18 protein-coding genes are annotated in these 21,119 nt (G+C 59.5%); 8 read left to right on the top strand and 10 right to left on the bottom strand.

Going from position 1 to position 21,119, the window contains the following annotated elements:
* Positions 1 to 193 precede the first annotated feature (193 nt).
* From KGA83_RS05890 to KGA83_RS05870, 5 genes are all read left to right on the top strand, one after another.
* Positions 194 to 1,621 (top strand): di-heme oxidoredictase family protein, encoded by a 1,428-nt coding sequence (locus KGA83_RS05890; RefSeq protein ID WP_223529047.1) that lies wholly within the window; start codon positions 194 to 196, stop codon positions 1,619 to 1,621.
* A 27-nt stretch (positions 1,622 to 1,648) separates the two neighbouring features.
* A complete protein-coding gene (locus KGA83_RS05885; RefSeq protein WP_108215025.1) occupies positions 1,649 to 2,713 on the top strand; it encodes an imelysin family protein in 1,065 nt (354 codons plus the stop codon).
* A gap of 14 nt (positions 2,714 to 2,727) precedes the next feature.
* Positions 2,728 to 3,828, top strand: a complete 1,101-nt coding sequence (locus KGA83_RS05880; protein WP_115947402.1) for a DUF1513 domain-containing protein — start codon at positions 2,728 to 2,730, stop codon at positions 3,826 to 3,828.
* 198 nt (positions 3,829 to 4,026) lie between these two features.
* On the top strand, positions 4,027 to 5,175 hold the full coding sequence (locus KGA83_RS05875; protein ID WP_108215023.1) for an efflux RND transporter periplasmic adaptor subunit: 1,149 nt from the start codon (positions 4,027 to 4,029) through the stop codon (positions 5,173 to 5,175).
* Positions 5,176 to 5,188: 13 nt separating this feature from the next.
* On the top strand, positions 5,189 to 8,215 hold the full coding sequence (locus tag KGA83_RS05870) for a multidrug efflux RND transporter permease subunit (protein ID WP_223529044.1): 3,027 nt from the start codon (positions 5,189 to 5,191) through the stop codon (positions 8,213 to 8,215).
* A gap of 170 nt (positions 8,216 to 8,385) precedes the next feature.
* On the opposite strand, the gene KGA83_RS05865 is transcribed toward KGA83_RS05870, so the two are convergent.
* The 5 genes from KGA83_RS05865 to colR form a co-directional block, all read right to left on the bottom strand.
* Positions 8,386 to 8,613: a hypothetical protein gene (locus KGA83_RS05865; protein ID WP_108215021.1), complete on the bottom strand. Its 228-nt coding sequence runs from the start codon at positions 8,611 to 8,613 to the stop codon at positions 8,386 to 8,388.
* 2 nt (positions 8,614 to 8,615) lie between these two features.
* On the bottom strand, positions 8,616 to 9,329 hold the full coding sequence (locus tag KGA83_RS05860; RefSeq protein ID WP_108215020.1) for a lipopolysaccharide kinase InaA family protein: 714 nt from the start codon (positions 9,327 to 9,329) through the stop codon (positions 8,616 to 8,618).
* 4 nt (positions 9,330 to 9,333) lie between these two features.
* Positions 9,334 to 10,002 (bottom strand): class I SAM-dependent methyltransferase, encoded by a 669-nt coding sequence (locus KGA83_RS05855; protein ID WP_108215467.1) that lies wholly within the window; start codon positions 10,000 to 10,002, stop codon positions 9,334 to 9,336.
* A gap of 160 nt (positions 10,003 to 10,162) precedes the next feature.
* Positions 10,163 to 11,431: a sensor histidine kinase gene (locus KGA83_RS05850; protein WP_108215019.1), complete on the bottom strand. Its 1,269-nt coding sequence runs from the start codon at positions 11,429 to 11,431 to the stop codon at positions 10,163 to 10,165.
* Positions 11,421 to 12,104: a two-component system response regulator ColR gene (gene colR / locus KGA83_RS05845; protein ID WP_020799911.1), complete on the bottom strand. Its 684-nt coding sequence runs from the start codon at positions 12,102 to 12,104 to the stop codon at positions 11,421 to 11,423. The genes KGA83_RS05850 and colR overlap by 11 nt, the downstream gene beginning before the upstream one ends.
* Positions 12,105 to 12,306: 202 nt before the next feature.
* Between colR and KGA83_RS05840 the strand changes: the two genes are divergently transcribed.
* Together KGA83_RS05840 and KGA83_RS05835 are read left to right on the top strand one after the other, a co-directional pair.
* Complete coding sequence (locus tag KGA83_RS05840; RefSeq protein WP_108215018.1) at positions 12,307 to 14,256, top strand: LTA synthase family protein; 1,950 nt, start codon at positions 12,307 to 12,309, stop codon at positions 14,254 to 14,256.
* A 54-nt stretch (positions 14,257 to 14,310) separates the two neighbouring features.
* Positions 14,311 to 15,054 carry a phosphatase PAP2 family protein gene (locus KGA83_RS05835; RefSeq protein WP_223529041.1) on the top strand — a complete coding sequence of 248 codons (744 nt, stop codon included), beginning with the start codon at positions 14,311 to 14,313 and terminating at the stop codon, positions 15,052 to 15,054.
* Between the two features lie 194 nt (positions 15,055 to 15,248).
* Here KGA83_RS05835 and groL read toward each other — a convergent pair whose 3' ends face one another.
* From groL to KGA83_RS05815, 4 genes are all read right to left on the bottom strand, one after another.
* Positions 15,249 to 16,895 (bottom strand): chaperonin GroEL, encoded by a 1,647-nt coding sequence (gene groL, locus KGA83_RS05830; protein ID WP_108215016.1) that lies wholly within the window; start codon positions 16,893 to 16,895, stop codon positions 15,249 to 15,251.
* A 49-nt stretch (positions 16,896 to 16,944) separates the two neighbouring features.
* Positions 16,945 to 17,238: a co-chaperone GroES gene (locus KGA83_RS05825; protein WP_007985847.1), complete on the bottom strand. Its 294-nt coding sequence runs from the start codon at positions 17,236 to 17,238 to the stop codon at positions 16,945 to 16,947.
* A gap of 248 nt (positions 17,239 to 17,486) precedes the next feature.
* Positions 17,487 to 17,963, bottom strand: coding sequence for an FxsA family protein (locus KGA83_RS05820; RefSeq protein WP_108215015.1), 477 nt, complete (start codon positions 17,961 to 17,963; stop codon positions 17,487 to 17,489).
* A gap of 66 nt (positions 17,964 to 18,029) precedes the next feature.
* On the bottom strand, positions 18,030 to 18,761 hold the full coding sequence (locus KGA83_RS05815) for a HugZ family protein (RefSeq protein WP_223529038.1): 732 nt from the start codon (positions 18,759 to 18,761) through the stop codon (positions 18,030 to 18,032).
* A gap of 164 nt (positions 18,762 to 18,925) precedes the next feature.
* Here KGA83_RS05815 and KGA83_RS05810 point away from each other — a divergent pair, with 164 nt between their 5' ends.
* Entirely contained in the window at positions 18,926 to 19,684 is a 759-nt protein-coding gene (locus KGA83_RS05810) for an SDR family oxidoreductase (RefSeq protein ID WP_102671225.1), read from the top strand.
* Positions 19,685 to 19,805: 121 nt separating this feature from the next.
* On the opposite strand, the gene apbC is transcribed toward KGA83_RS05810, so the two are convergent.
* Positions 19,806 to 20,900, bottom strand: coding sequence for an iron-sulfur cluster carrier protein ApbC (gene apbC, locus KGA83_RS05805; protein WP_218426935.1), 1,095 nt, complete (start codon positions 20,898 to 20,900; stop codon positions 19,806 to 19,808).
* Positions 20,901 to 21,119: the final 219 nt, after the last annotated feature.

The following is a 21,119-nucleotide window of genomic DNA, read 5'->3' as shown; positions in this document are numbered from 1 at the left end:
CGCGATGGGGCCATGTCAGTCGACATCAGTTTTGGATGACACATTGCAATCGCGAGCAGGCTCGCTCCTACAGGGGGTTATGGGTAAGCCAAATTACCTGTCCCATATCAAGCAAACGATAATTCCTCTTATTCAAATTCCCATCCCCTGTTAGACTTTGCGCCCTTGTTTTGCTCGTCTTGCAGGATATCTGATGCCCCCGCTGCCTCTTCGCTTGTCCGCACTGTTTCTGGCCCTGGGCCTGAGTGCCTGCGATGACGCCCCGAAATTCACCCGGGCAGAACCCGGTGAAGCCCGCTCCGGCGGCAGTGCGACGGTGCGCAAGACCGATCAGAACGCGTTTTCCATGCCCTCGGCGAATCTGCCACCGTCACGGCGCGTGGATTTCAGCGTCGGTAACAGTTTCTTCCGCAGCCCCTGGGTGATCGCCCCGTCGACGACGACCGCTCGCGATGGCCTTGGCCCACTGTTCAACACCAATGCCTGCCAGGGCTGCCACATCAAGGACGGCCGCGGCCATCCGCCGACTCCCGACGATGTGAACGCCGTGTCGATGCTGGTACGCCTGTCGATTCCCGACGCCCCGGCGTATGCCAAGGTCATCGAACGGCTCGGCGTGGTGCCGGAGCCCGTCTACGGCGGTCAGCTCCAGGACATGTCGGTACCCGGCGTGGTCCCCGAAGGCAAAGTGCGGGTCGATTACACCGCCGTGCCGGTTCGCTTCAAGGACGGCACCGAAGTCGAACTGCGTAAACCAAGCCTGAACATCACCCAACTAGGCTACGGCCCGATGCACCCCGACACCCGTTTCTCGGCCCGCGTGGCGCCGCCGATGATTGGCCTGGGCCTGCTCGAAGCGATCCCCGAGGAGGCGATCCTGGCCAACGCCGAGGCGCAGGCCAAGGCGAACAACGGCATCAGCGGACGCCCGAACCGGGTCTGGGATGACGCCCGACAACAGACCGTTCTGGGACGATTTGGCTGGAAAGCCGGACAACCGAACCTCAATCAACAAAATGTTCACGCGTTTTCGGGGGATATGGGCCTCACGACCAGCCTGAGACCCCTTGATGACTGCACGGACGCGCAAACGGCCTGCAAACAGGCACCCAGTGGCAACGGCCCCAATGGCGAGCCGGAAGTCAGCGACAACATCCTGCGCCTGGTGCTGTTCTACAGCCGTAACCTCGCCGTACCGGCCCGTCGTGACGTCAACGCCCCTGAAGTGCTGGCCGGCAAGACCCTGTTTTATCAGGCCGGTTGCCAGTCCTGTCACACACCGAAATACACCACCGCCGCCAACGCATCCGAACCTGAACTGGCCAATCAAGTGATTCGCCCGTACAGCGATCTGTTGCTGCATGACATGGGCGACGGCCTGGCCGACAACCGTAGCGAATTCCAGGCCAGCGGCCGCCAATGGCGTACCCCGCCATTGTGGGGTATCGGCCTGACACAGGCGGTCAGCGGCCACACCCGGTTCCTGCACGACGGCCGCGCCCGCAACCTGCTCGAAGCCGTGCTCTGGCATGGCGGCGAGGCGACAGCGGCGCAGAAACAGGTTTTGTCTTTCAATGCCGAGCAACGCGCTGCGTTGCTGGCGTTCCTGAATTCCCTTTAACACGCATTCCACTCGCGGGAGCCCGACATGTTCCGTCCCAAATTGTTGTTCACCAGCCTTGTCGCACTCGCCCTCGGCGCCTGCTCCCCCCAGGACCCGCAAGCGGTCACGTCGGCGGCCATCGCCAAGTCGGTGATCCTGCCGACCTACACCCGCTGGGTTGAAGCCGACCGTCAATTGGCGGTCAGCGCCCTCGCCTACTGCGAAGGCAAGGAAACCCTGGAAACCGCTCGTGCCGATTTCCTGCATGCGCAAAAAGCCTGGGCCGAACTGCAACCGCTGCTGATCGGGCCATTGGCCGAAGGCAACCGTTCGTGGCAAGTACAGTTCTGGCCGGACAAGAAAAACCTGGTCGGTCGTCAGGTCGAGCAACTGGTTACCGCCCAGCCGCAGATCGATGCCGCCGCACTGGCCAAGTCCAGCGTCGTGGTACAGGGCCTCTCGGCCTATGAGTACATTCTGTTCGACAGCAAGCCTGACGTGGCCAATGCGCAGCAGAAGGCCAAGTACTGCCCGCTGCTGGTCGCGATTGGCGAACGCCAGAAGCAACTGGCCGAAGAAATTCTGCAATCCTGGAACAACACCGACGGCATGCTCGCGCAAATGAGCAAATTCCCGAACCAGCGTTATGCGGACTCCCATGAAGCGATCGCCGATCTGCTGCGCGTGCAAGTCACCGCCATCGACACCCTGAAGAAAAAACTCGGCACGCCAATGGGCCGTCAGACCAAAGGCGTGCCGCAACCGTTCCAGGCCGATGCATGGCGCAGCCAGTCGTCCCTGGCCAGCCTCGAAGCCAGCCTCGCGGCCGCCAAAACGGTCTGGGAAGGCGTGGATAACAAAGGCCTGCGCAGCCTGTTGCCGAGCGAGCAGAAACCATTGGCCGACAAGATCGATGCCGCCTATGCCGCCTCGCTGAAACTGTTCGCCGGCAACCAGCGCTCGCTGACCGACATGCTCAATGACGAGGCCGGCCGCCAGCAACTCAGCGAGCTGTATGACAGCCTCAACGTTGTCCATCGCCTGCACGAGGCCGATCTGGCCAAGGCATTGGGCATCCAACTGGGCTTCAACGCCAACGACGGTGACTGATGAGGGCCGGTTCCATGCTGCGACGCCAGGTTCTGACATTAGGTAGTTTGCTGCTGGGTGCAGTGACGCTGGGCGGCTGGAAGCTGTTCAAGCAAAAGGACAGGAGTCCGTTGTTGCTTTCGGCACGGGACGATACCGATGGCCGGCATTACGCCGTCGGTTATCGGCTGGATGGCACCCAGGAGTTCGCCACCCGGGTCGGCCAGCGTTGCCACGACATCATCAACCACCCGACACTGCCGATCGCGCTGTTTGTCGCCCGTCGTCCAGGTACCGAGAGCTACCTGATCGACCTGCGCGACGGCGCGCTCCTGCAAACCGTGGTGTCACAGCCGAACCGGCACTTCTACGGACACGCGGTCATTCACCACAGCGGTGACTGGCTGTACGCCACTGAAAACGACACCAGCGATCCGGGCCGCGGCCTGCTCGGCGTGTATAAATTCGAAGGCGAACGGCTGGTGCACAGCGGTGAGATTTCCACCCACGGCCTCGGTCCCCATCAGGTGTCGTGGATGCCCGATGGCGAAACCCTGGTGGTGGCCAACGGCGGGATTCGCACCGAGGCCGAAAGCCGGGTGGAGATGAACCTCAACGCCATGGAACCGAGCCTGGTCCTGATGCAACGTGACGGCACCCTGCTGAGCAAGGAAACCCTCGCCCAGCAGATGAACAGCGTGCGCCATCTCGCCATCGCCAGCGACGGCACCATTGTCGCCAGCCAGCAGTTCATGGGCGCGGCCCATGAGCCGTCGCAGCTGTTGGCGATCAAGCGTCCCGGTCAGCCTTTCGTCGCGTTCCCGGTGCCCGAGCACCAGTTGCAGGCCATGGGGCACTACACCGCCAGCGTCGCGGTACACAGCGACTTGCGCCTGGTGGCGTTGACCGCACCGCGGGGCAACCGCTTTTTCATCTGGGACCTGGACAGCGGTGAAGTACGCCTGGATGCGCCACTGCCCGATTGTGCCGGAGTCGGCGCCGTGGCCGATGGTTTTGTCGTGACCTCGGGTCAGGGGCGCTGCCGCTACTACGACTGCCGCCAGACAAACCTTGTTGCAAAACCGCTGGAGCTACCCGCCGGGCTCTGGGACAACCATCTGCATCTGATGGCGTAATTCAGAAAAGATCGCCGCCTTGGGCCGCGCCTGCATCGGGATGACGGACACCCCGCAGGCGTGGCCCAAGGCGACGAATCTTTTCAGGCTTTCACCCCTCTAATACCTCACAACCTGTAAAAACGGCAGTTGGATTACCCTCTACACTCCCGGTAACGTGCTCCGCTGTCTCACCTGATTTTCTCCAAGGAACTGGATATGCTGCGTCGCCGCATGCTGATCATGTTGGGTGTCGTACTACTGATTGTGCTGGCCCTGGCCGCGTACAAAGCCTTCTCGATCTACACGATGGTTCAAGGCTACTCTGTGCCCAGACCAGCCATCAGCGTTGCCGTGGCCACCGCCACCGAACGCCCATGGCAAGCCCGCCTGCCTAGCGTTGGCACGCTCAAGGCATTGCAAGGCGTGGACCTGAGCCTGGAGACCGATGGCACCGTCATCGATGTCCAGTTCGAGTCAGGGCAAAAGGTCAAGGCCGGTCAACCCATCGTCCGGCTCGACAGCGCCGTGGAAAGTGCCCTGCTCGAAACCGCCCTGGCCGACCTTGGGCTGGCCCAGCTGGACTACAACCGTGGCAGCCAGCTGGTCGGCAGCCAGGCGATTTCCAAAGGTGAGTTCGACCGACTCTCGGCGGTCCTGAAAAAGAGCAGGGCCACGGTCAATCAGCTCAAGGCTGCTCTCGAGAAAAAACGCATCATCGCGCCGTTCAGCGGCACCATCGGCATTCGTCAGGTGGACGTCGGCGACTATGTGGCCAGCGGCACCATGATCGCCACCCTGCAAGACCTCAGTAGCCTGTATGTCGACTTTTTCGTGCCCGAGCAGTCCGTGCCGAAGATTGCTCTTGGCCAGCCAGTGCAGGTCATTGTCGCGGCGTACCCCGCCCAGGAGTACCCCGGCACCATCAGTGCAATCAACCCCAAAGTCGAGAACAGCACCCGTAACGTGCAGGTCCGCGCCACCCTGGCCAACCCCGATGGCAAGTTGATGCCAGGCATGTTCGCCAGCCTCCAGGTGCTCCTGCCCGACCCGCAACCGCGCATCGTGGTACCGGAAAGCGCGATTACCTACACGCTCTACGGCAACTCGGTGTATGTGGCCGTACCGAAGAAGGCCGAAGATGGCAGCCCGTTAAAGGACGACAAGGGCCAACCGGTGCTGATCGCCGAACGGCGTTTTGTCGAAACCGGCGAACACCGCGATGGGCAAGTGATGATCACCAAAGGCGTGCAGAGTGGCGAGAAAGTAGTGACCGCCGGCCAACTCAAACTGGACAACGGCGCACACATTGCCATCAGCGACGACAAGACCCTGGCCGAGCGGAACAGCCCGCCACGCGCGGACTGATCAAGGAATCCCCATGGCTTTTACCGATCCCTTCATTCGCCGCCCGGTTCTCGCAACCGTGGTCAGCCTGCTGATTGTGCTGCTGGGCTTCCAGGCCTGGGGCAAGCTGCCCCTGCGCCAGTACCCGCAAATGGAAAACGCCCTGATCACGGTGACCACCGCCTACCCCGGGGCCAACGCCGAGACCATCCAGGGCTACATCACCCAACCGATGCAGCAAAGCCTGGCCAGCGCCGAGGGCATCGACTACATGACCTCGGTGAGTCGCCAGAACTTTTCGGTGATCTCGATCTACGCGCGCGTCGGCGCCAACAGCGACCGTCTGTTTACCGAACTGCTGGCCAAGGCCAACGAGGTCAAGAGCCAGCTGCCCCAGGACGCTGAAGACCCGGTGCTGAGCAAACAATCTGCCGATGCGTCAGTGCTGATGTACATGAGCTTTTTCAGCAAGGAATTGAGCAACCCGCAGATTACCGATTACCTGTCGCGGGTGATCCAGCCGAAACTGGCGACCTTGCCCGGCATGGCCGAAGCCGAGATCCTCGGCAACCAGGTCTTTGCCATGCGCCTGTGGCTGGACCCGGTGAAGCTCTCTGGTTTTGGCCTCAGCGCCAGCGATGTGACCAACGCAGTGCGCCAGTACAACTTCCTTTCGGCCGCCGGCGAGGTGAAAGGCGAATACGTGGTCACCAGCATCAACGCCAATACTGAACTCAAGTCCGCCGAAGCCTTCGGGGCGATTGCGCTCAAGGTCGATGGCGACAGCCGTGTGTTGCTGCGCGATGTGGCCCGTGTGGAAATGGGCGCGGAAAACTACGACACCATCAGCTCGTTTGGCGGCACCCCTTCGGTGTACATCGGCATCAAGGCGACACCCGGTGCCAACCCGCTGGAGGTGATCAAGGAAGTGCGCAAGATCATGCCGGACCTTGAGGCCCAGCTACCGCCGAACCTCAAGGGTGAGATCGCCTACGACGCCACTCTGTTCATCCAGGCCTCGATCGACGAAGTGGTGAAAACCCTGTTCGAAGCGGTGCTGATCGTGATCGTGGTGGTGTTCCTGTTCCTCGGCGCCCTGCGTTCGGTGGTGATCCCGGTGGTGACCATCCCGCTGTCGATGATCGGCGTCATGTTCTTCATGCAGATGATGGGGTACTCCATCAACTTGCTCACCCTGCTGGCGATGGTATTGGCCATCGGTTTGGTAGTGGATGACGCCATCGTCGTGGTGGAAAACATTCATCGCCACATCGAGGAAGGCAAGACACCGCTGGATGCCGCCATCGAAGGCGCCCGGGAAATCGCCATGCCGGTGGTCTCGATGACCATCACCCTGGCGGCGGTGTACGCACCGATCGGTTTCCTGACCGGCCTGACCGGTGCGCTGTTCAAGGAGTTCGCCCTGACCCTGGCCGGCGCGGTGGTGATCTCCGGTATCGTCGCCCTGACCCTGTCGCCGATGATGTGTGCGTACCTTCTGCGTCACGACGAGAATCCCAGTGGCCTGGCCCATCGCCTGGACATGATTTTCGAAAACCTCAAGCGCCGCTACCAGAGCCTGCTTCACGGCACCCTCAACACCCGGCCGGTGGTATTGGTGTTCGCTGTAATCGTGTTGTGCCTGATTCCGGTCTTTCTCAAATTCACCAAATCGGAACTGGCGCCGGATGAGGACCAGGGCGTCATTTTCATGATTGCCAACGCCCCGCAACCGACCAACCTCGACTACCTGAACGCCTACACCAACGAGTTCGTCTCGATCTTCAAGGCGTTTCCCGAGTACTACTCGTCATTCCAGATCAACGGTTTCAACGGCGTGCAATCGGGCATCGGCGGTTTCCTGCTCAAGCCATGGGGCGAGCGCAGTCGCACGCAAATGGCGATCCTGCCCAAGGTACAGGCCAAACTGGAAAAGATCCCGGGGCTGCAGATTTTCGGCTTCAACCTGCCATCACTGCCGGGCACCGGCGAAGGCTTGCCGTTCCAGTTCGTCATCAACGCCGCCAACGATTACGAATTGCTGCTGCAGGTGGCCGACCGCGTACAAAAACGTGCGAAGGAATCCGGCAAGTTTGCGTTTGTCCACGTTGACCTGGCTTTCGACAAACCGGAAGTGGTGGTGGATATCGACCGTGCCAAGGCTGCACAGATGGGGGTTTCCATGCAGGATCTGGGGGGAACCCTGGCGACTCTGCTGGGTGAAGCCGAGATCAACCGATTCACCATTGAAGGTCGCAGCTATAAGGTCATTGCCCAGGTCGAGCGGCCGTTCCGCGACAATCCAGACTGGCTGAACAATTACTACGTGAAAAACGCCAAGGGCGAGCTGTTGGCGTTGTCGACCCTGATCACCGTCTCCGACCGTGCTCGACCGCGACAACTGAACCAGTTCCAGCAACTCAACTCAGCCACCCTGTCCGGAGTACCGCTGGTGAGCATGGGGGAAGCCATCGACCTCGTGCGCCAGATCGCCCGGGAAGAGGCGCCCGCCGGCTTTGCCTTCGACTACGCCAGCGCATCGAGGCAGTACGTTCAGGAAGGCAGTGCCCTATGGGTCACCTTTGCCCTGGCACTGGCAATCATTTTCCTGGTACTGGCGGCCCAGTTCGAAAGCTTCCGCGACCCGCTGGTGATCCTGGTCACCGTGCCCCTGTCCATCTGCGGCGCATTGATTCCGCTGTTCCTGGGTTGGTCGAGCATAAACATCTACACCCAGGTCGGGTTGGTGACGTTGATCGGGCTGATCAGCAAGCACGGCATTCTGATCGTCCAGTTCGCCAACCAGCTACGCAAGGACAAGGTCCTGACGGCCAGGGAAGCGGTAGAGGAAGCGGCGGCCATCCGGCTGCGTCCGGTCTTGATGACCACCGCGGCAATGGTGTTCGGCATGGTGCCATTGATCATCGCCACCGGTGCCGGCGCGGTCAGCCGGTTCGACATCGGTACGGTCATCGCAACGGGCATGTCGATCGGCACGCTGTTCACCCTGTTTGTGTTGCCCTGCATCTACACGTTGCTGGCCAAACCGGATAAGCGCTGACACAAATGAACTTGTAGGAGCGAGCTTGCTCGCGATGGACTCATGAGCGCCGCGTTTGGCCAGTAAATACGCGCTATCGTTAACGACCATCGCGAGCAAGCTCGCTCCTACACTGCACGCAAAAAAAAGGCCTCGCATCAGCGAGGCCTTTCATTTGGGCTTCAATCGGTTCAATTTTGCGACCTCAATCCTTGAGAAAGTCCGAACATGAACAACAACAGATCATGATCGGGTCGAGTGGCCACGGGCGCCTTCGCAACCCGTGGTAATGGACAATGTTCTTCTGCGTTTATCGAGCTGAGAACCTGGGCGCGCGGTTGCTCCCAGGTTGCCATCGCGATTGATGCAACTGCCAAGGCTCCTACCAAAAACAAACCTCGTGCAATTTCGAGTTTCATCGCTATAAACCCTTGATAGCGCTGCCAAACGCCGTCTCATAAAAATAGACGAGCTTTTTCCAGTCTGCCGCGCTGAACGACGAGTGGCGACGCAACTGCTTCATGTCATGGACAGCTGCGCGATAGGCGGTCAAACGCCGTCGGCATTTCTCCAGATCGATCAGGGCCACTTCGACCTTGGCCGACTCGCCCTCACCGGTCACGCGAACGAATACGTGCTTGTCGTAAAGGCAACCGTGCTGCCAACGGCCCTTGTGCATGCGAGCCAGATTTTCAGCCAGGTCCTTGAGCACTCGCTCATTTATGGCATCACCATGACGCTCGCGACCGCCACCGGCATACCAGCGATCGATTTCCTCGTAGCCGTCCAGCGACCTGGTGATCAGCAAGGCACGCCACTTGTGTACAGGATCGCGTTGTGCGCCACAGAAAACGATTTGCGGAACCCGTACGCCAAGCTCGGTCATTCCGATGAGCGCAGCATGCTCACGCATTACCGTAGGCCGCCCGAAGGGGTGCTGCAGGCTACGATGGATATGCCCGGTCTGACGCTTGACGTAGAGCAGTTGACCATCACTGCCCATCACCCGTTGAACACCGCTTTCCCCGCCGCGACGGACGTTGGGTTCTTCCACCCATTCACCGCGCTGATTCCAAAAGTAATCGAAGCGGTCCTGGGGAGCGACTTCCGTTTCTGCTGCATACTGCACTGCCATCCTGTTACCTCTTGCGTAATACGTAAACTCGCCACATCGCATAGAGCGGCAAAAAGTCCAGTTGTTCCTGGATGCGGAACCCCGCCTGCTCAAATTCCTTTTCTACGGTAGCGACCGGTAACACAAACCGGTTTTGGTAACCTTCCTGCCCACGGGTTTTCTCCGAACGCTTGCGTTTCCAGGCCTTGAAGTTGCCATCGACCCACAGCGAAAGGATCACGCTGTCACGGGAAACTCGCTCGAATTCGCGCAAAATGGCCATGCGATGCTCGGCTTCACCGATGTGGTGGAGCAAGCGCATGCAAAAAATGCTGTCGACGGAGTTGTCCGGCAAAGCGATGTCGAATGCAGACGTGTGCAAGGGTTGTACCCGTTTCACCACGTCGGCAGGTTGCGCCCGGGTTGCGATCTTCAGCATGGACTCCGAGTTATCGGCACCGACGATCACGCGGTTGGATTTTTCCGCCAGCAAGGGCCAGAAACGCCCTGCACCGCACGGCAAATCGAGGACCAGGCCAGGCTCGCCAGCCAGGGCCAGCGCCTTGCGCGCCAGTTGTTCGTCACGCCAATGGGACAGTCGACGGCCGAGACCCTCCTGATGTTTGCGCAAATAGCGTTGCGCGTGCTGAGCGTCGTACTTTTCGGAAAAATCGAGTTTGACCGGGCCGTCCATCATCAGGTCTCCTGAACTTCTGATAGCAACTACCTTAGGTTTTGGGCTGTCGGCGACAGGTGATCCACTTGTGAAAAAATTGTCACGGAAAACCCAAAAATGTTACAGGACTTTACAGAACAGGTAGCGTTTGCTGAACGCCCGACTCAACTGATCAAATTCAGGACAACTCCACCTGAAAACGGCAGCCACTAGGTTCCATGGTTGTCAGGCTGACGCTCCAGCCCTGGTTTTCACAGATCCGCTGCACCAGTGAAAGCCCCAGGCCCAAGCCTTCCCCGCGTTTTTCGTCGCCCCGAACGAACGGTTCGAACATCGCCTCGCGTTTTTCCTCGGGAATGCCCACGCCACTGTCTTCGACCAGAAAGCCCGTAGCCGTCAGGGTCAGGCGGATGAAGCCCTGCTCGGTGTAATGCAAGGCATTGCGCAGCAAGTTACCCATCACCGCGTGCAAGAACGTCGCGTTGTAGCCCTTGGCCTCGGGGTTGCCCGGTTCGAAGATCAGCTTCAACCCCTTGCTTTCAATGGGCTCGCGCCACAGACCGAGCAGGCCATCGGCCACCTGGCTAAGGGACTGCTGCGGCGACATGCTGGCGTCTTCGCGTTGGGCACGGGCCAGCATCAGGAAGGTTTGCACCAGCTCACGCATTTCTTCGCACGCCCGGGCAATGCGCTCGACCTGAGCGCGGCCGCGCTGATCGATACCGGGGTTTTCCAGCAACAACTCGCAGGAACTGGCCAATACCATCAGGGGCGTACGCAATTCGTGGCTAACGTCGCTGGTGAACAACCGCTCGCGGGTCAAGGCCTGACGCAAGCGCCCGAGGGTGGCGTCGAAGGCCACGGCCAGTTCGCCCACTTCGTCAGCGGCATAGTCCGGAGCCAACGGAGGAGCCAAACCGAGCAGTTGATCACGATGGCGTACCTGGCGGGCCAACCGCACCACCGGCGCCATGACCTTGCGGGCCAGGACCCAGCCGAGAAATACCGCCAGCGCCAGGCTCAGGACGAAACCCACCAGCACCACGGCAAACAGCACCCGCTCACGCTCTTCGAAGTCGCTCTGGTCCTGCAACAGCACGTAACGTCGGCCGTCGACGATTTCGACCATGGCGTGGTACGACAGGTTTTCACGGAACACTTCATGGAAACCCGGCTCCAGGTGCCGCAAATCCTTGGGCAATCTGAAATCGCCTGGCCCGCTGCTGAAGTAGAACAATTGGTCCGGTTCGGGACGATGGCGCCAGTCCGTGACATTGTCCATCAGCAACAGGCGCTGCAAGTCGCCACCCAGACCTGCCGAAATCAGTTTTTCTTCCACCAGGTGCACGGTCGCCACAATGCCCATGGCAAAGGCACCCGCCACCAGTGCGCTCATCAGCGCAAAGGCAATGATGATGCGTTGAGAAAGGCTCTGCTTAAACTCCATCACGCCCCTCGGCCAAGCGATACCCCACACCGTGCACGGTTTGCAGCAATGGCTTGGCGAACGGCTTGTCGATCACCTGGCGCAGTTGGTGGACATGGCTGCGCAGGCTGTCGCTGTCCGGGCAGTCGTCGCCCCAGAGCGCTTCTTCAAGAATTTCACGGCGCAATACATGCGGGCTTTTCTGCATCAACACGGCCAGCAGCTTCAGGCCGACCGGGTTGAGTTTCAGCAAGCGGCCTTCGCGAGTGACTTCCAGGGTGTCGAGGTCGTAGCTCAGGTCGCCGACCTGCAAGGTCCGCCGTCCGCCGCCCTGGGTACGGCGCATGACCGCTTCGATACGCGCCGCCAGCTCAGACAGGGCGAACGGTTTGATCAGGTAGTCATCGGCGCCGGATTTGAAGCCTTGCAGACGGTCATCCAGTTGATCGCGGGCCGTGAGCATGATCACCGGCGTATCGCGTCGGGCATCTTCGCGCAGACGCTTGCACAGGGTGTAGCCATCGATGCCGGGTAGCATGATATCGAGCACGATCAAATCGTAATGCTCGGTGGCCGCCAGATGCAGACCCGAAAGACCGTCCTGCGCGCAATCCACGGTATAGCCTTTGAGCCCCAGGTAATCGGCCAGGTTGGCCAGGATATCGCGGTTGTCTTCAACCAATAGAATTCGCATGGGTATCTCTCCGTCCACAGTAACGGCCGTCATGGCCCGCGCAGCTTAAGGCCAAGTGTGGCCCACGGCTAGGGGAAGGCCATGGGTGAATCAATTCGATCAACTGATAGGTATGATTGACAAGTTTTTCACTATCGATTCACGCGCTGACTACAGTGGTCAGCCGAGACTTTCATGCGGTTGATAAAAAGGAATGCAAAAAATGGACTATTTGAAGACGGCACCCATGCGCTTTTTGCTACTGGTGACTGGCTCCTGGCTGGTGATTTTTTTTCTGACTCGAACAGTCCTGCTTCTCACTCATCTGGATGAGGCCGGAAGCGGCTTCCTGTCGGTGTTCGGCATCGGCCTGCTGTACGACATGGGTTTCATTGCCTACGCAGCATTGCCCATGGGCCTCTACCTATTGCTGTGCCCACCGGTCTTGTGGCGCAGTCGTGGGCACCGCTGGTTTCTTCAAGGTCTGCTGACGGTCAGTCTGTTCGCGATGCTGTTCACCTCGGTGGCCGAGTGGCTGTTCTGGGATGAATTCGGCGTTCGCTTCAATTTCATCGCCGTCGACTATCTGGTGTATTCCGACGAAGTATTGAACAACCTGCTGGAGTCATACCCGATCGGCACGCTGCTGAGCATCCTCGCCGTGCTGGCCGTGGTCCTGAGTCTTGCATTACGTAAAGCGTTCACTGTTGCACTCGATGCGCCGTTGCCGCCGCTACGTGGTCGCTTGCTCAATGCACTCGGTTTGTTGATCGTCGCCGGCCTGAGCATGCAACTGCTCAGCCAGGACGCTCCGCGCGCCCAGGGCGGCAACGCTTATCAGAACGAACTGGCGAGCAATGGCCCCTACCAATTCTTCGCCGCGTTCCGTAACAACGAACTGGACTACCCGCAATTCTACAGCACGCTGCCATCGGCCGTGGTTGCCCAACAGATTCACGCCGAACTGGCAGAACCCAATGCCCGCTTCGTGGGTGAGGACCCGCAGGACATTCGCCGGCAGATCGATAACCCGGGCGCACCGCGCAAGCCCAACATTGTACTGGTTACCATTGAAAGCTTCAGCGCCAAGTACATGGGCAGCAACGGCGATACCCGCAACCTGACACCCAACCTTGATGCCCTGCGCAAGCAGAGCCTGTACTTCAATAATTTCTACGCCACCGGCACCCGCACCGATCGCGGCCTGGAAGCCATCACCCTGGCGATTCCGCCGACACCCGGTCGCTCGATCGTCAAGCGCGTGGGGCGCGAAAGCGGCTTTGCCAGCCTTGGCCAGCAACTCAATGCCGTGGGCTACGACAGTGTGTTCGTCTATGGCGGTCGCGGTTACTTCGACAACATGAATGCGTTCTTCAGCGGCAATGGCTACCGCATCGTGGACCAGAGCAGCGTCAAGGAGTCGGAGATTCACTTCAAGAATGCCTGGGGCATGGCAGACGAGGATCTCTACAACCAGACACTGAAACTGGCCGATGCCGACTATGCCAGGCAGCAACCATTCCTGCTGCAACTGATGACGACGTCCAACCACCGCCCTTACACCTATCCGGACAACCGCATCGACATCAAGTCCGGCAACGGCCGTGACGGCGCGGTGAAATACACCGACTACGCCATTGGTCAGTTTCTCGATCAGGCGCGTCAAAAGCCCTGGTTTGACAATACAATCTTCGTCTTTGTCGCCGACCACACCGCAGGCAGCGCCGGTAAGGAAGACCTGCCCATCGCCAACTATCAGATTCCGCTGTTCATCTATGCGCCCAAGTTGATCGAAGCTCGGGAAACTGCGCAATTGGCCAGCCAGATCGATCTGGCGCCGACGTTGCTGGGCTTGCTCAATCTGGATTATGAGTCGACGTTCTTTGGCCGTAACCTGTTGCAGGACAACCCGCTGCCGCCACGAGTGGTGGTCGGTAACTACCAGCACCTGGGGTTGTTCGACGGCAAGGACCTGGCGATTTTGAGCCCTCGCCAGGGATTGCGTCGTCACGATGACGCACTGACCGAAAGCCGCGAGTCCCGGTCCAGCGCCGATGACCCGCTGATTACCCGCGCAATCACCTATTACCAAACCGCCAGTTATGGCTTCAAGCAACAGCTGCTTGGCTGGAAGGCGCCCAAGGAGGGTGCCGGTCAAGTCGGCGAACGTTAACCGAATCGCCCCGGGCTGATGCCCCGGGGCTTGTTCCTTTGTTCAGGATCCACCATGTCATCAACCGCTGTCCGCCCTGCCCCTCGCCCGCTCAACTTCCGGGTGTGCCTGGGGGTTCCCGCCGTTGCGGCGATCGTTCTGGTGTTGCTCGAACTGACCTCACTGGACATGGACCTTGCCAAGCTGTTCTACGACCCGGTCGCGGGAGACTTCATCGGACGGCACAGTTACTTCCTGGAAAACATCCTGCATACCCGCGCCAAGCAGGTCGTCATTGCATTTTCGGTGTTCGCCGTCCTCGGCTATATCGCTTCGTTTTTCATGGCAAAACTCAAGCCGTACAAGCGCGAACTGGGTTGCCTGGTGCTGTCCCTGGGCCTGGCGACTTCCTTTGTCACGCCCATGAAAGCGGTGACCGCGGTGCAATGCCCCTGGAGCCTAGAGCAATTCGGCGGTCACGAGACGTACAGCGAACTGTTGAGCCATCGCCCGCACACCGAAAAACCGGGACGTTGCTGGCCCGGCGGCCATGCGGCCACCGGTTTCACCCTGTTTGCCCTGTTTTTCGTATTGCGTGACCGTCGCCCGCGCATGGCTCGCGCAGCGTTTGTCTTCGCCTTCGCCCTCGGCTCGGTGTTCTCCATCGGACGAATGATGCAGGGTGCGCACTTCTTCTCGCACAACGTGTGGACGGCGGTGTTCTGTTGGCTGATTTGTCTGGGATCGTATTACTACGTTCTGTATCGACCGGCTTTGAGGACTGAACGCGGGACCACTGCAGAACCTGTAGCCGTCTGAAGCACAAATCAAATAATGTGGGAGCGAGCCTGCTCGCGAAGCAGCTCAACATTCAACGATGATGTTGACTGACACATTGCTTTCGCGAGCAGGCTCGCTCCCACAATAGATCGATGTGACCATCGGAATCCGGGCCATAAAAAACCCCGCCTGCTTTCGCAGGCGGGGTTTTTTCGTACAGGGGTAAGGCTGGCTTACATCATGCCGCCCATGCCGCCCATACCGCCCATGTCTGGCATACCGCCGCCAGCACCGCCGTCTTTCTTCGGTGCATCAGCAACAGCAGCTTCGGTGGTCAGGATCAGACCGCCGATCGACGATGCAGCTTGCAGCGCGGAACGGGTGACCTTGGTCGGATCCAGGATACCCATTTCGATCATGTCGCCGTATTCGCCAGTCGCAGCGTTGTAACCGAAGTTACCTTTGCCGTTCTTGACTTCATTGACCACAACGCTTGGCTCGTCACCGCTGTTGGCAGCGATCTGACGCAGCGGTGCTTCGATGGCACGACGCAGAACGGCGATACCCACGTCCTGGTCGGCGTTGTCGCCTTTCAGGTCGAGGATTGCTTCCAGAGCACGGATCAGCGCAACGCCACCGCCAGGTACCACGCCTTCTTCAACGGCTGCACGGGTTGCGTGCAGGGCGTCTTCAACGCGGGCTTTCTTCTCTTTCATTTCTACTTCGGAACCAGCGCCAACCTTGATCACTGCAACGCCGCCGGACAGCTTGGCCAGACGCTCTTGCAGTTTTTCACGGTCGTAGTCCGAGGAAGTTTCGGCAACCTGAGCACGGATCTGAGCAATGCGGGACTCGATGTCGCCTGCTACGCCAGCACCGTCAACGATGATGGTGTTTTCCTTGGAGATGGTCACACGCTTGGCGCTGCCCAGGTTTTCCAGGGTGGCGCTTTCCAGGCTCAGGCCGATCTCTTCGGAGATAACGGTACCGCCGGTCAGAACGGCGATGTCCTGCAGCATGGCCTTGCGACGGTCGCCGAAGCCTGGAGCCTTGACGGCTGCGACTTTAACGATGCCACGCATGTTGTTCACGACCAGAGTCGCCAGGGCTTCGCCTTCAACGTCTTCGGAAACGATCAGCAGTGGACGGCCAGCTTTGGCAACGGCTTCCAGCACTGGCAGCATTTCGCGGATGTTCGAGATCTTTTTGTCGACCAGCAGAACCAGCGGGTTGTCCAGCTCGGCAACCATGGTTTCCGGCTTGTTGACGAAGTACGGGGACAGGTAGCCACGGTCGAACTGCATGCCTTCTACAACCGACAGTTCGTTTTCCAGGCCAGTGCCTTCTTCAACGGTGATCACGCCTTCTTTACCGACCTTTTCCATGGCTTCGGCAATGATGTCGCCGATGGAGTTGTCGGAGTTGGCGGAGATGGTACCTACCTGAGCGATAGCCTTGGTGTCAGCGCATGGCTTGGACAGGTTTTTCAGCTCTTTGACGATGGCGATGGTCGCCTTGTCGATGCCGCGCTTCAGATCCATCGGGTTCATGCCGGCAGCGACGGCTTTCAGGCCTTCGTTGACGATCGATTGAGCCAGGACGGTAGCGGTGGTAGTACCGTCACCAGCGTCATCGTTGGCACGGGAGGCAACGTCTTTGACCAGCTGCGCGCCCATGTTTTCGAAACGGTCATCCAGTTCGATTTCTTTGGCGACGGAAACGCCGTCCTTGGTGATGGTCGGAGCGCCGAAGCTCTTCTCGATGATCACGTTACGGCCTTTCGGGCCCAGGGTCGCTTTTACCGCGTCAGCCAGGACGTTGACGCCTTTGAGCATTTTCTTGCGGGCGGAATCGCCAAACAGAACTTCTTTAGCAGCCATGATCGATATTCCTTAAATACTTTGTAGTAGCGGAAAATGGACGGGGGTATCAGCCTTCGATAACAGCGAGGATTTCGTTCTCGCTCATTACCAGCAGGTCTTCGCCGTCGACTTTCACAGTGTTGCTGCCGGAGTAAGGACCGAACACAACCTTGTCGCCCACTTTCACGGACAGTGCACGCACTTCACCGTTTTCCAGTACGCGGCCGGTGCCGACAGCGAGGATTTCGCCGCTGTTGGCTTTTTCAGCAGCCGAACCTGGCAGGACGATACCGCCAGCGGTTTTCTTTTCTTCTTCGCTGCGACGGATGACGACGCGGTCATGCAGAGGACGAAGCTTCATTGTCGATCTCTCCTAATTGTGGTTTTCATCGGCCGGTGTAGTCCCGGCGGGTTTAACAAAGTCCGGCGGTGCCGGGTGCGGTTCGTCAACGAACCGCGGAAGTCTGTCTGGCGTGTTCGCCAGAAACCTTGCGGTGACCGTTACATAAGGGCGCATAAGCTTATTACAAGGGCGGGGATCGAAAAAATTTCAGTTCGCTGCCCCCGCAAACGAACACGGCACCCGAAGGTGCCGTGTCGATGTGCGTATTACTTGGTATCGCGGTGTTCGAACTCGCCTTCGATCACGTTGGGTTCACGACCCAGCGGCTCGCGAGGCACCGGGCCGCCACGGGCCTGGAGGTCGTCGGCAAACGCTCGCTGACGCATCGCCTGCTCTTCGGCGCGCTGGCGCATTTTATTGGCCAGCAGGCGACGACTGAACGGCAGCAGCATGAACAGGCCGATCGCATCGCTGATGAAACCGGGAAGAATCAGCAGGCCACCGGCCAATGCCAGCATCAGGCCTTCGAGCATGGTCTGGGCCGGCAGCTCGCCGCGGTTCAGGCTTTCACGGGCACGCAGGGCCGTGGCCAGGCCGGCGACGCGCAGCACGAACACGCCGAACATCGAGCCGAGAATGATCAGCAGCAGGGCCGGGAAAAACCCGATAGACCCTGCCACCTTGACGAATACGAACAGCTCCAACACCGGGAACAGCAGAAAGAGCAACAAAAAAGGGCGCATCAAATGGTTCCTCAACGCAAGAATGCCTTGCCAGTTCACCTTAAATGACGTCGCCGTTTCGTGAATTCAAGCATCGGCCACTTCATTTTTCGGCCAATGCCCGGCGTGGGCCAGAGAAACCAAGGCCTCGCGAACTTGTGTCGGCGTATTACAAGGCGCTTGAAACGGCAACCAGTACAGGCTTTGACCGATACGCAGGTGCATGCCTTCGCTATCGATACCGGCCATTTGCGCCGGTACGTTTTTCGGCAGTCCGGCCAGCTCGACGTAATGGGCGATGGCCTTGGCGTGATCGGCGTTCATGTGCTCGACCATGCTCACTTCGGCCTTGCCGGCGAACGGGTTGGCCAGGGTCAGGTCGTTGACCCAATGAATCGCGCCAAAACCGCCGATGTAACGGTGGCGCACTGGCTTGAGCACCCAGAAGTCGAAATCGTGGGCCTTGTGATAGCCCTGCGACTCGGGGAAGTAGCGGTAGTAACGCTCGGAGGCGGCTTCAATGGCGGCTTCGTCTTCGAGCTGCTGTGCCTCAGCCAGGTAAGTCAGCCGACCAACGGCCTGGACATCTTCAGCCCCACGCTCGCCCACGAACAGCGAACATTTCGGGTCTTTCTGCAAATTGTGAGTGTGCTGGGCGATGCGGCTGATCAGGATCAGCGGCCGGCCCTGCTCGTCCAGGCAGTACGGGACCACGGAGCCGAATGGAAAACCGGGCATCGATTTGGAGTGCGTCGAGAGCACCCCACGGTATTCCTTGAGGAGCAATTCTCGTGCATGCTTAGCCGCTTCAACGCTCAATTTATGACTCCTTAAATAGAATCCGTCATAAAAACGGACGAGCTGCTGGTGAAAGTCCCAGCACGCCATCGGGGCAGTTCTCATGTGCAGCCGGGCCACGTCAGGCGCAGATCGAGAGGCTCTCTACAAGGAAACCACTCAGATCTGCTACCGGGGGCATGCGAATGCAACTCACTGACAAAGTAATCATTATCACGGGCGGTTGCCAGGGTTTGGGCCGTTCCATGGCCGAGTATTTCGCAGGCCTTGGCGCGAAACTCGCGCTGGTCGACCTCAATCAGGAAAAACTCGACGATGCCGTCGCGGCCTGCAAGGCGCAAGGTGTCGAGGCCCGCGCCTACCTGTGCAACGTGGCCAACGAAGAGCAAGTGACCCACATGGTTGCCCAGGTCGCTGAAGACTTCGGCGCGATTCATGGTTTGATCAACAACGCCGGGATCCTGCGCGACGGCCTGTTGCTCAAGGTCAAGGATGGCGAAATGACCAAAATGAGCCTGGCCCAGTGGCAGGCGGTCATCGACGTCAACCTGACCGGCGTGTTCCTGTGCACCCGTGAAGTCGCGGCGAAAATGGTCGAGCTGAACAACAGCGGCGCGATCATCAATATCTCGTCGATTTCCCGCGCAGGCAACGTCGGTCAGACCAACTACTCGGCAGCCAAGGCCGGTGTCGCTGCGGCGACTGTGACCTGGGCCAAGGAACTGGCGCGCTACGGCATTCGCGTCGCCGGGATTGCACCGGGCTTCATCGAAACCGAAATGACTCTGGGCATGAAGCCTGAAGCGCTGGAAAAAATGACCGCCGGGATCCCGCTCAAGCGTATGGGCAAGCCTGAGGAAATCGCCCATTCGGCGGCGTACATCTTCGAGAACGACTATTACACCGGTCGGATTCTGGAGATGGATGGCGGGTTACGGATCTAAGACGCGACAAAGAACAACTGTAGGAGCGAGCCTGCTCGCGAAGGTGTGTCAGGCGTCGCGGTGTCGACTGATACACCATCGCGAGCAGGCTCGCTCCTACAGGGATTCGTATTTCAGCTTATTAGTCGTCGCTGACGCTGATGTTCGGCATCGCCGGCGTCAACGCTTCCTGCAATACGATCCGCGCACCGACATGGCGGGCCAGTTCCTGGTAGACCATGGCGATCTGGCTGTCAGGCTCGGCGATCACCGTTGGCTTGCCGCCATCGGCCTGTTCGCGGATGACCATCGACAGCGGCAACGAGGCCAGCAGTTCGACGCCATACTGGTTGGCCAGTTTCACGCCACCGCCCTCACCGAACAGATGTTCGGCATGTCCGCAATTGGAGCAGATGTGCACGGCCATGTTTTCCACCACGCCCAGCACCGGAATGTTGACCTTGCGGAACATTTCCACGCCCTTGCGCGCGTCCAGCAATGCCAGGTCCTGCGGAGTGGTCACGATGACCGCACCGGCCACAGGCACTTTCTGCGCCAGGGTCAGCTGGATGTCACCGGTGCCTGGCGGCATGTCGATGACCAGGTAGTCCAGGTCGCCCCAGGCAGTCTGGGTCACCAATTGCAACAAGGCGCCGGAGACCATCGGACCACGCCAGACCATCGGTGTGTTGTCATCGGTGAGGAACGCCATGGACATCACTTCGACGCCATGGGACTTGAGCGGCACGAACCACTTCTGATCCTTGACTTCAGGGCGGGTGCGCTCAGGGATGCCGAACATGATGCCTTGGCTCGGTCCGTAGATGTCTGCATCGAGAATCCCGACCTTGGCGCCTTCGCGGGCCAGGGCCAGGGCCAGGTTGGCCGCCGTGGTGGATTTGCCCACGCCGCCCTTGCCAGACGCCACGGCCACCACGTTTTTAACGTTCGCCAGGCCCGGAATCTGTGCCTGGGCCTTGTGTGCAGCAATCACGCTGGTGATGTCGACCTTGGCACTGGCTACGCCATCCAGCCCCTGAATAGCCATTTCCAGCATTTGTGCCCAACCACTCTTGAACAGGCCGGCGGCGTATCCCAATTCCAGCTGAACGCTGACGCGGTCACCCTGGATGTCGATGTTGCGCACGCACCCGGCGCTGACCGGGTCCTGGTTCAGGTATGGGTCGGTGTATTGGCGAAGGACGGCTTCCACCGCTGCGCGATTGACGGCGCTCATGGGCAACTCCGAAAACAGGACTGGAAAAAGATAACGGGTATCGTACCTGTTCTGATCGTTTGGCGGGATGCTCAAAAGATCGCAGCCTGCGGCAGCTCTTATCAAACAAAAAATAACCCATTGTTTTTGCTCTAAAAATTATCCAGCCATCACCAACTGCATGCCCAGCTTGCGCGCCTTGTGTTCCAAGGCGCGTAACTGTCGGCTGCGGCTTTTCGC

Source organism: Pseudomonas sp. GL-R-19 (assembly GCF_019956375.1).
Classification (GTDB): Bacteria; Pseudomonadota; Gammaproteobacteria; order Pseudomonadales; family Pseudomonadaceae; genus Aquipseudomonas.
The sequence above is the reverse complement of the archived record's forward strand: the minus strand, read 5'-3'. Positions and strand labels throughout refer to the sequence as shown.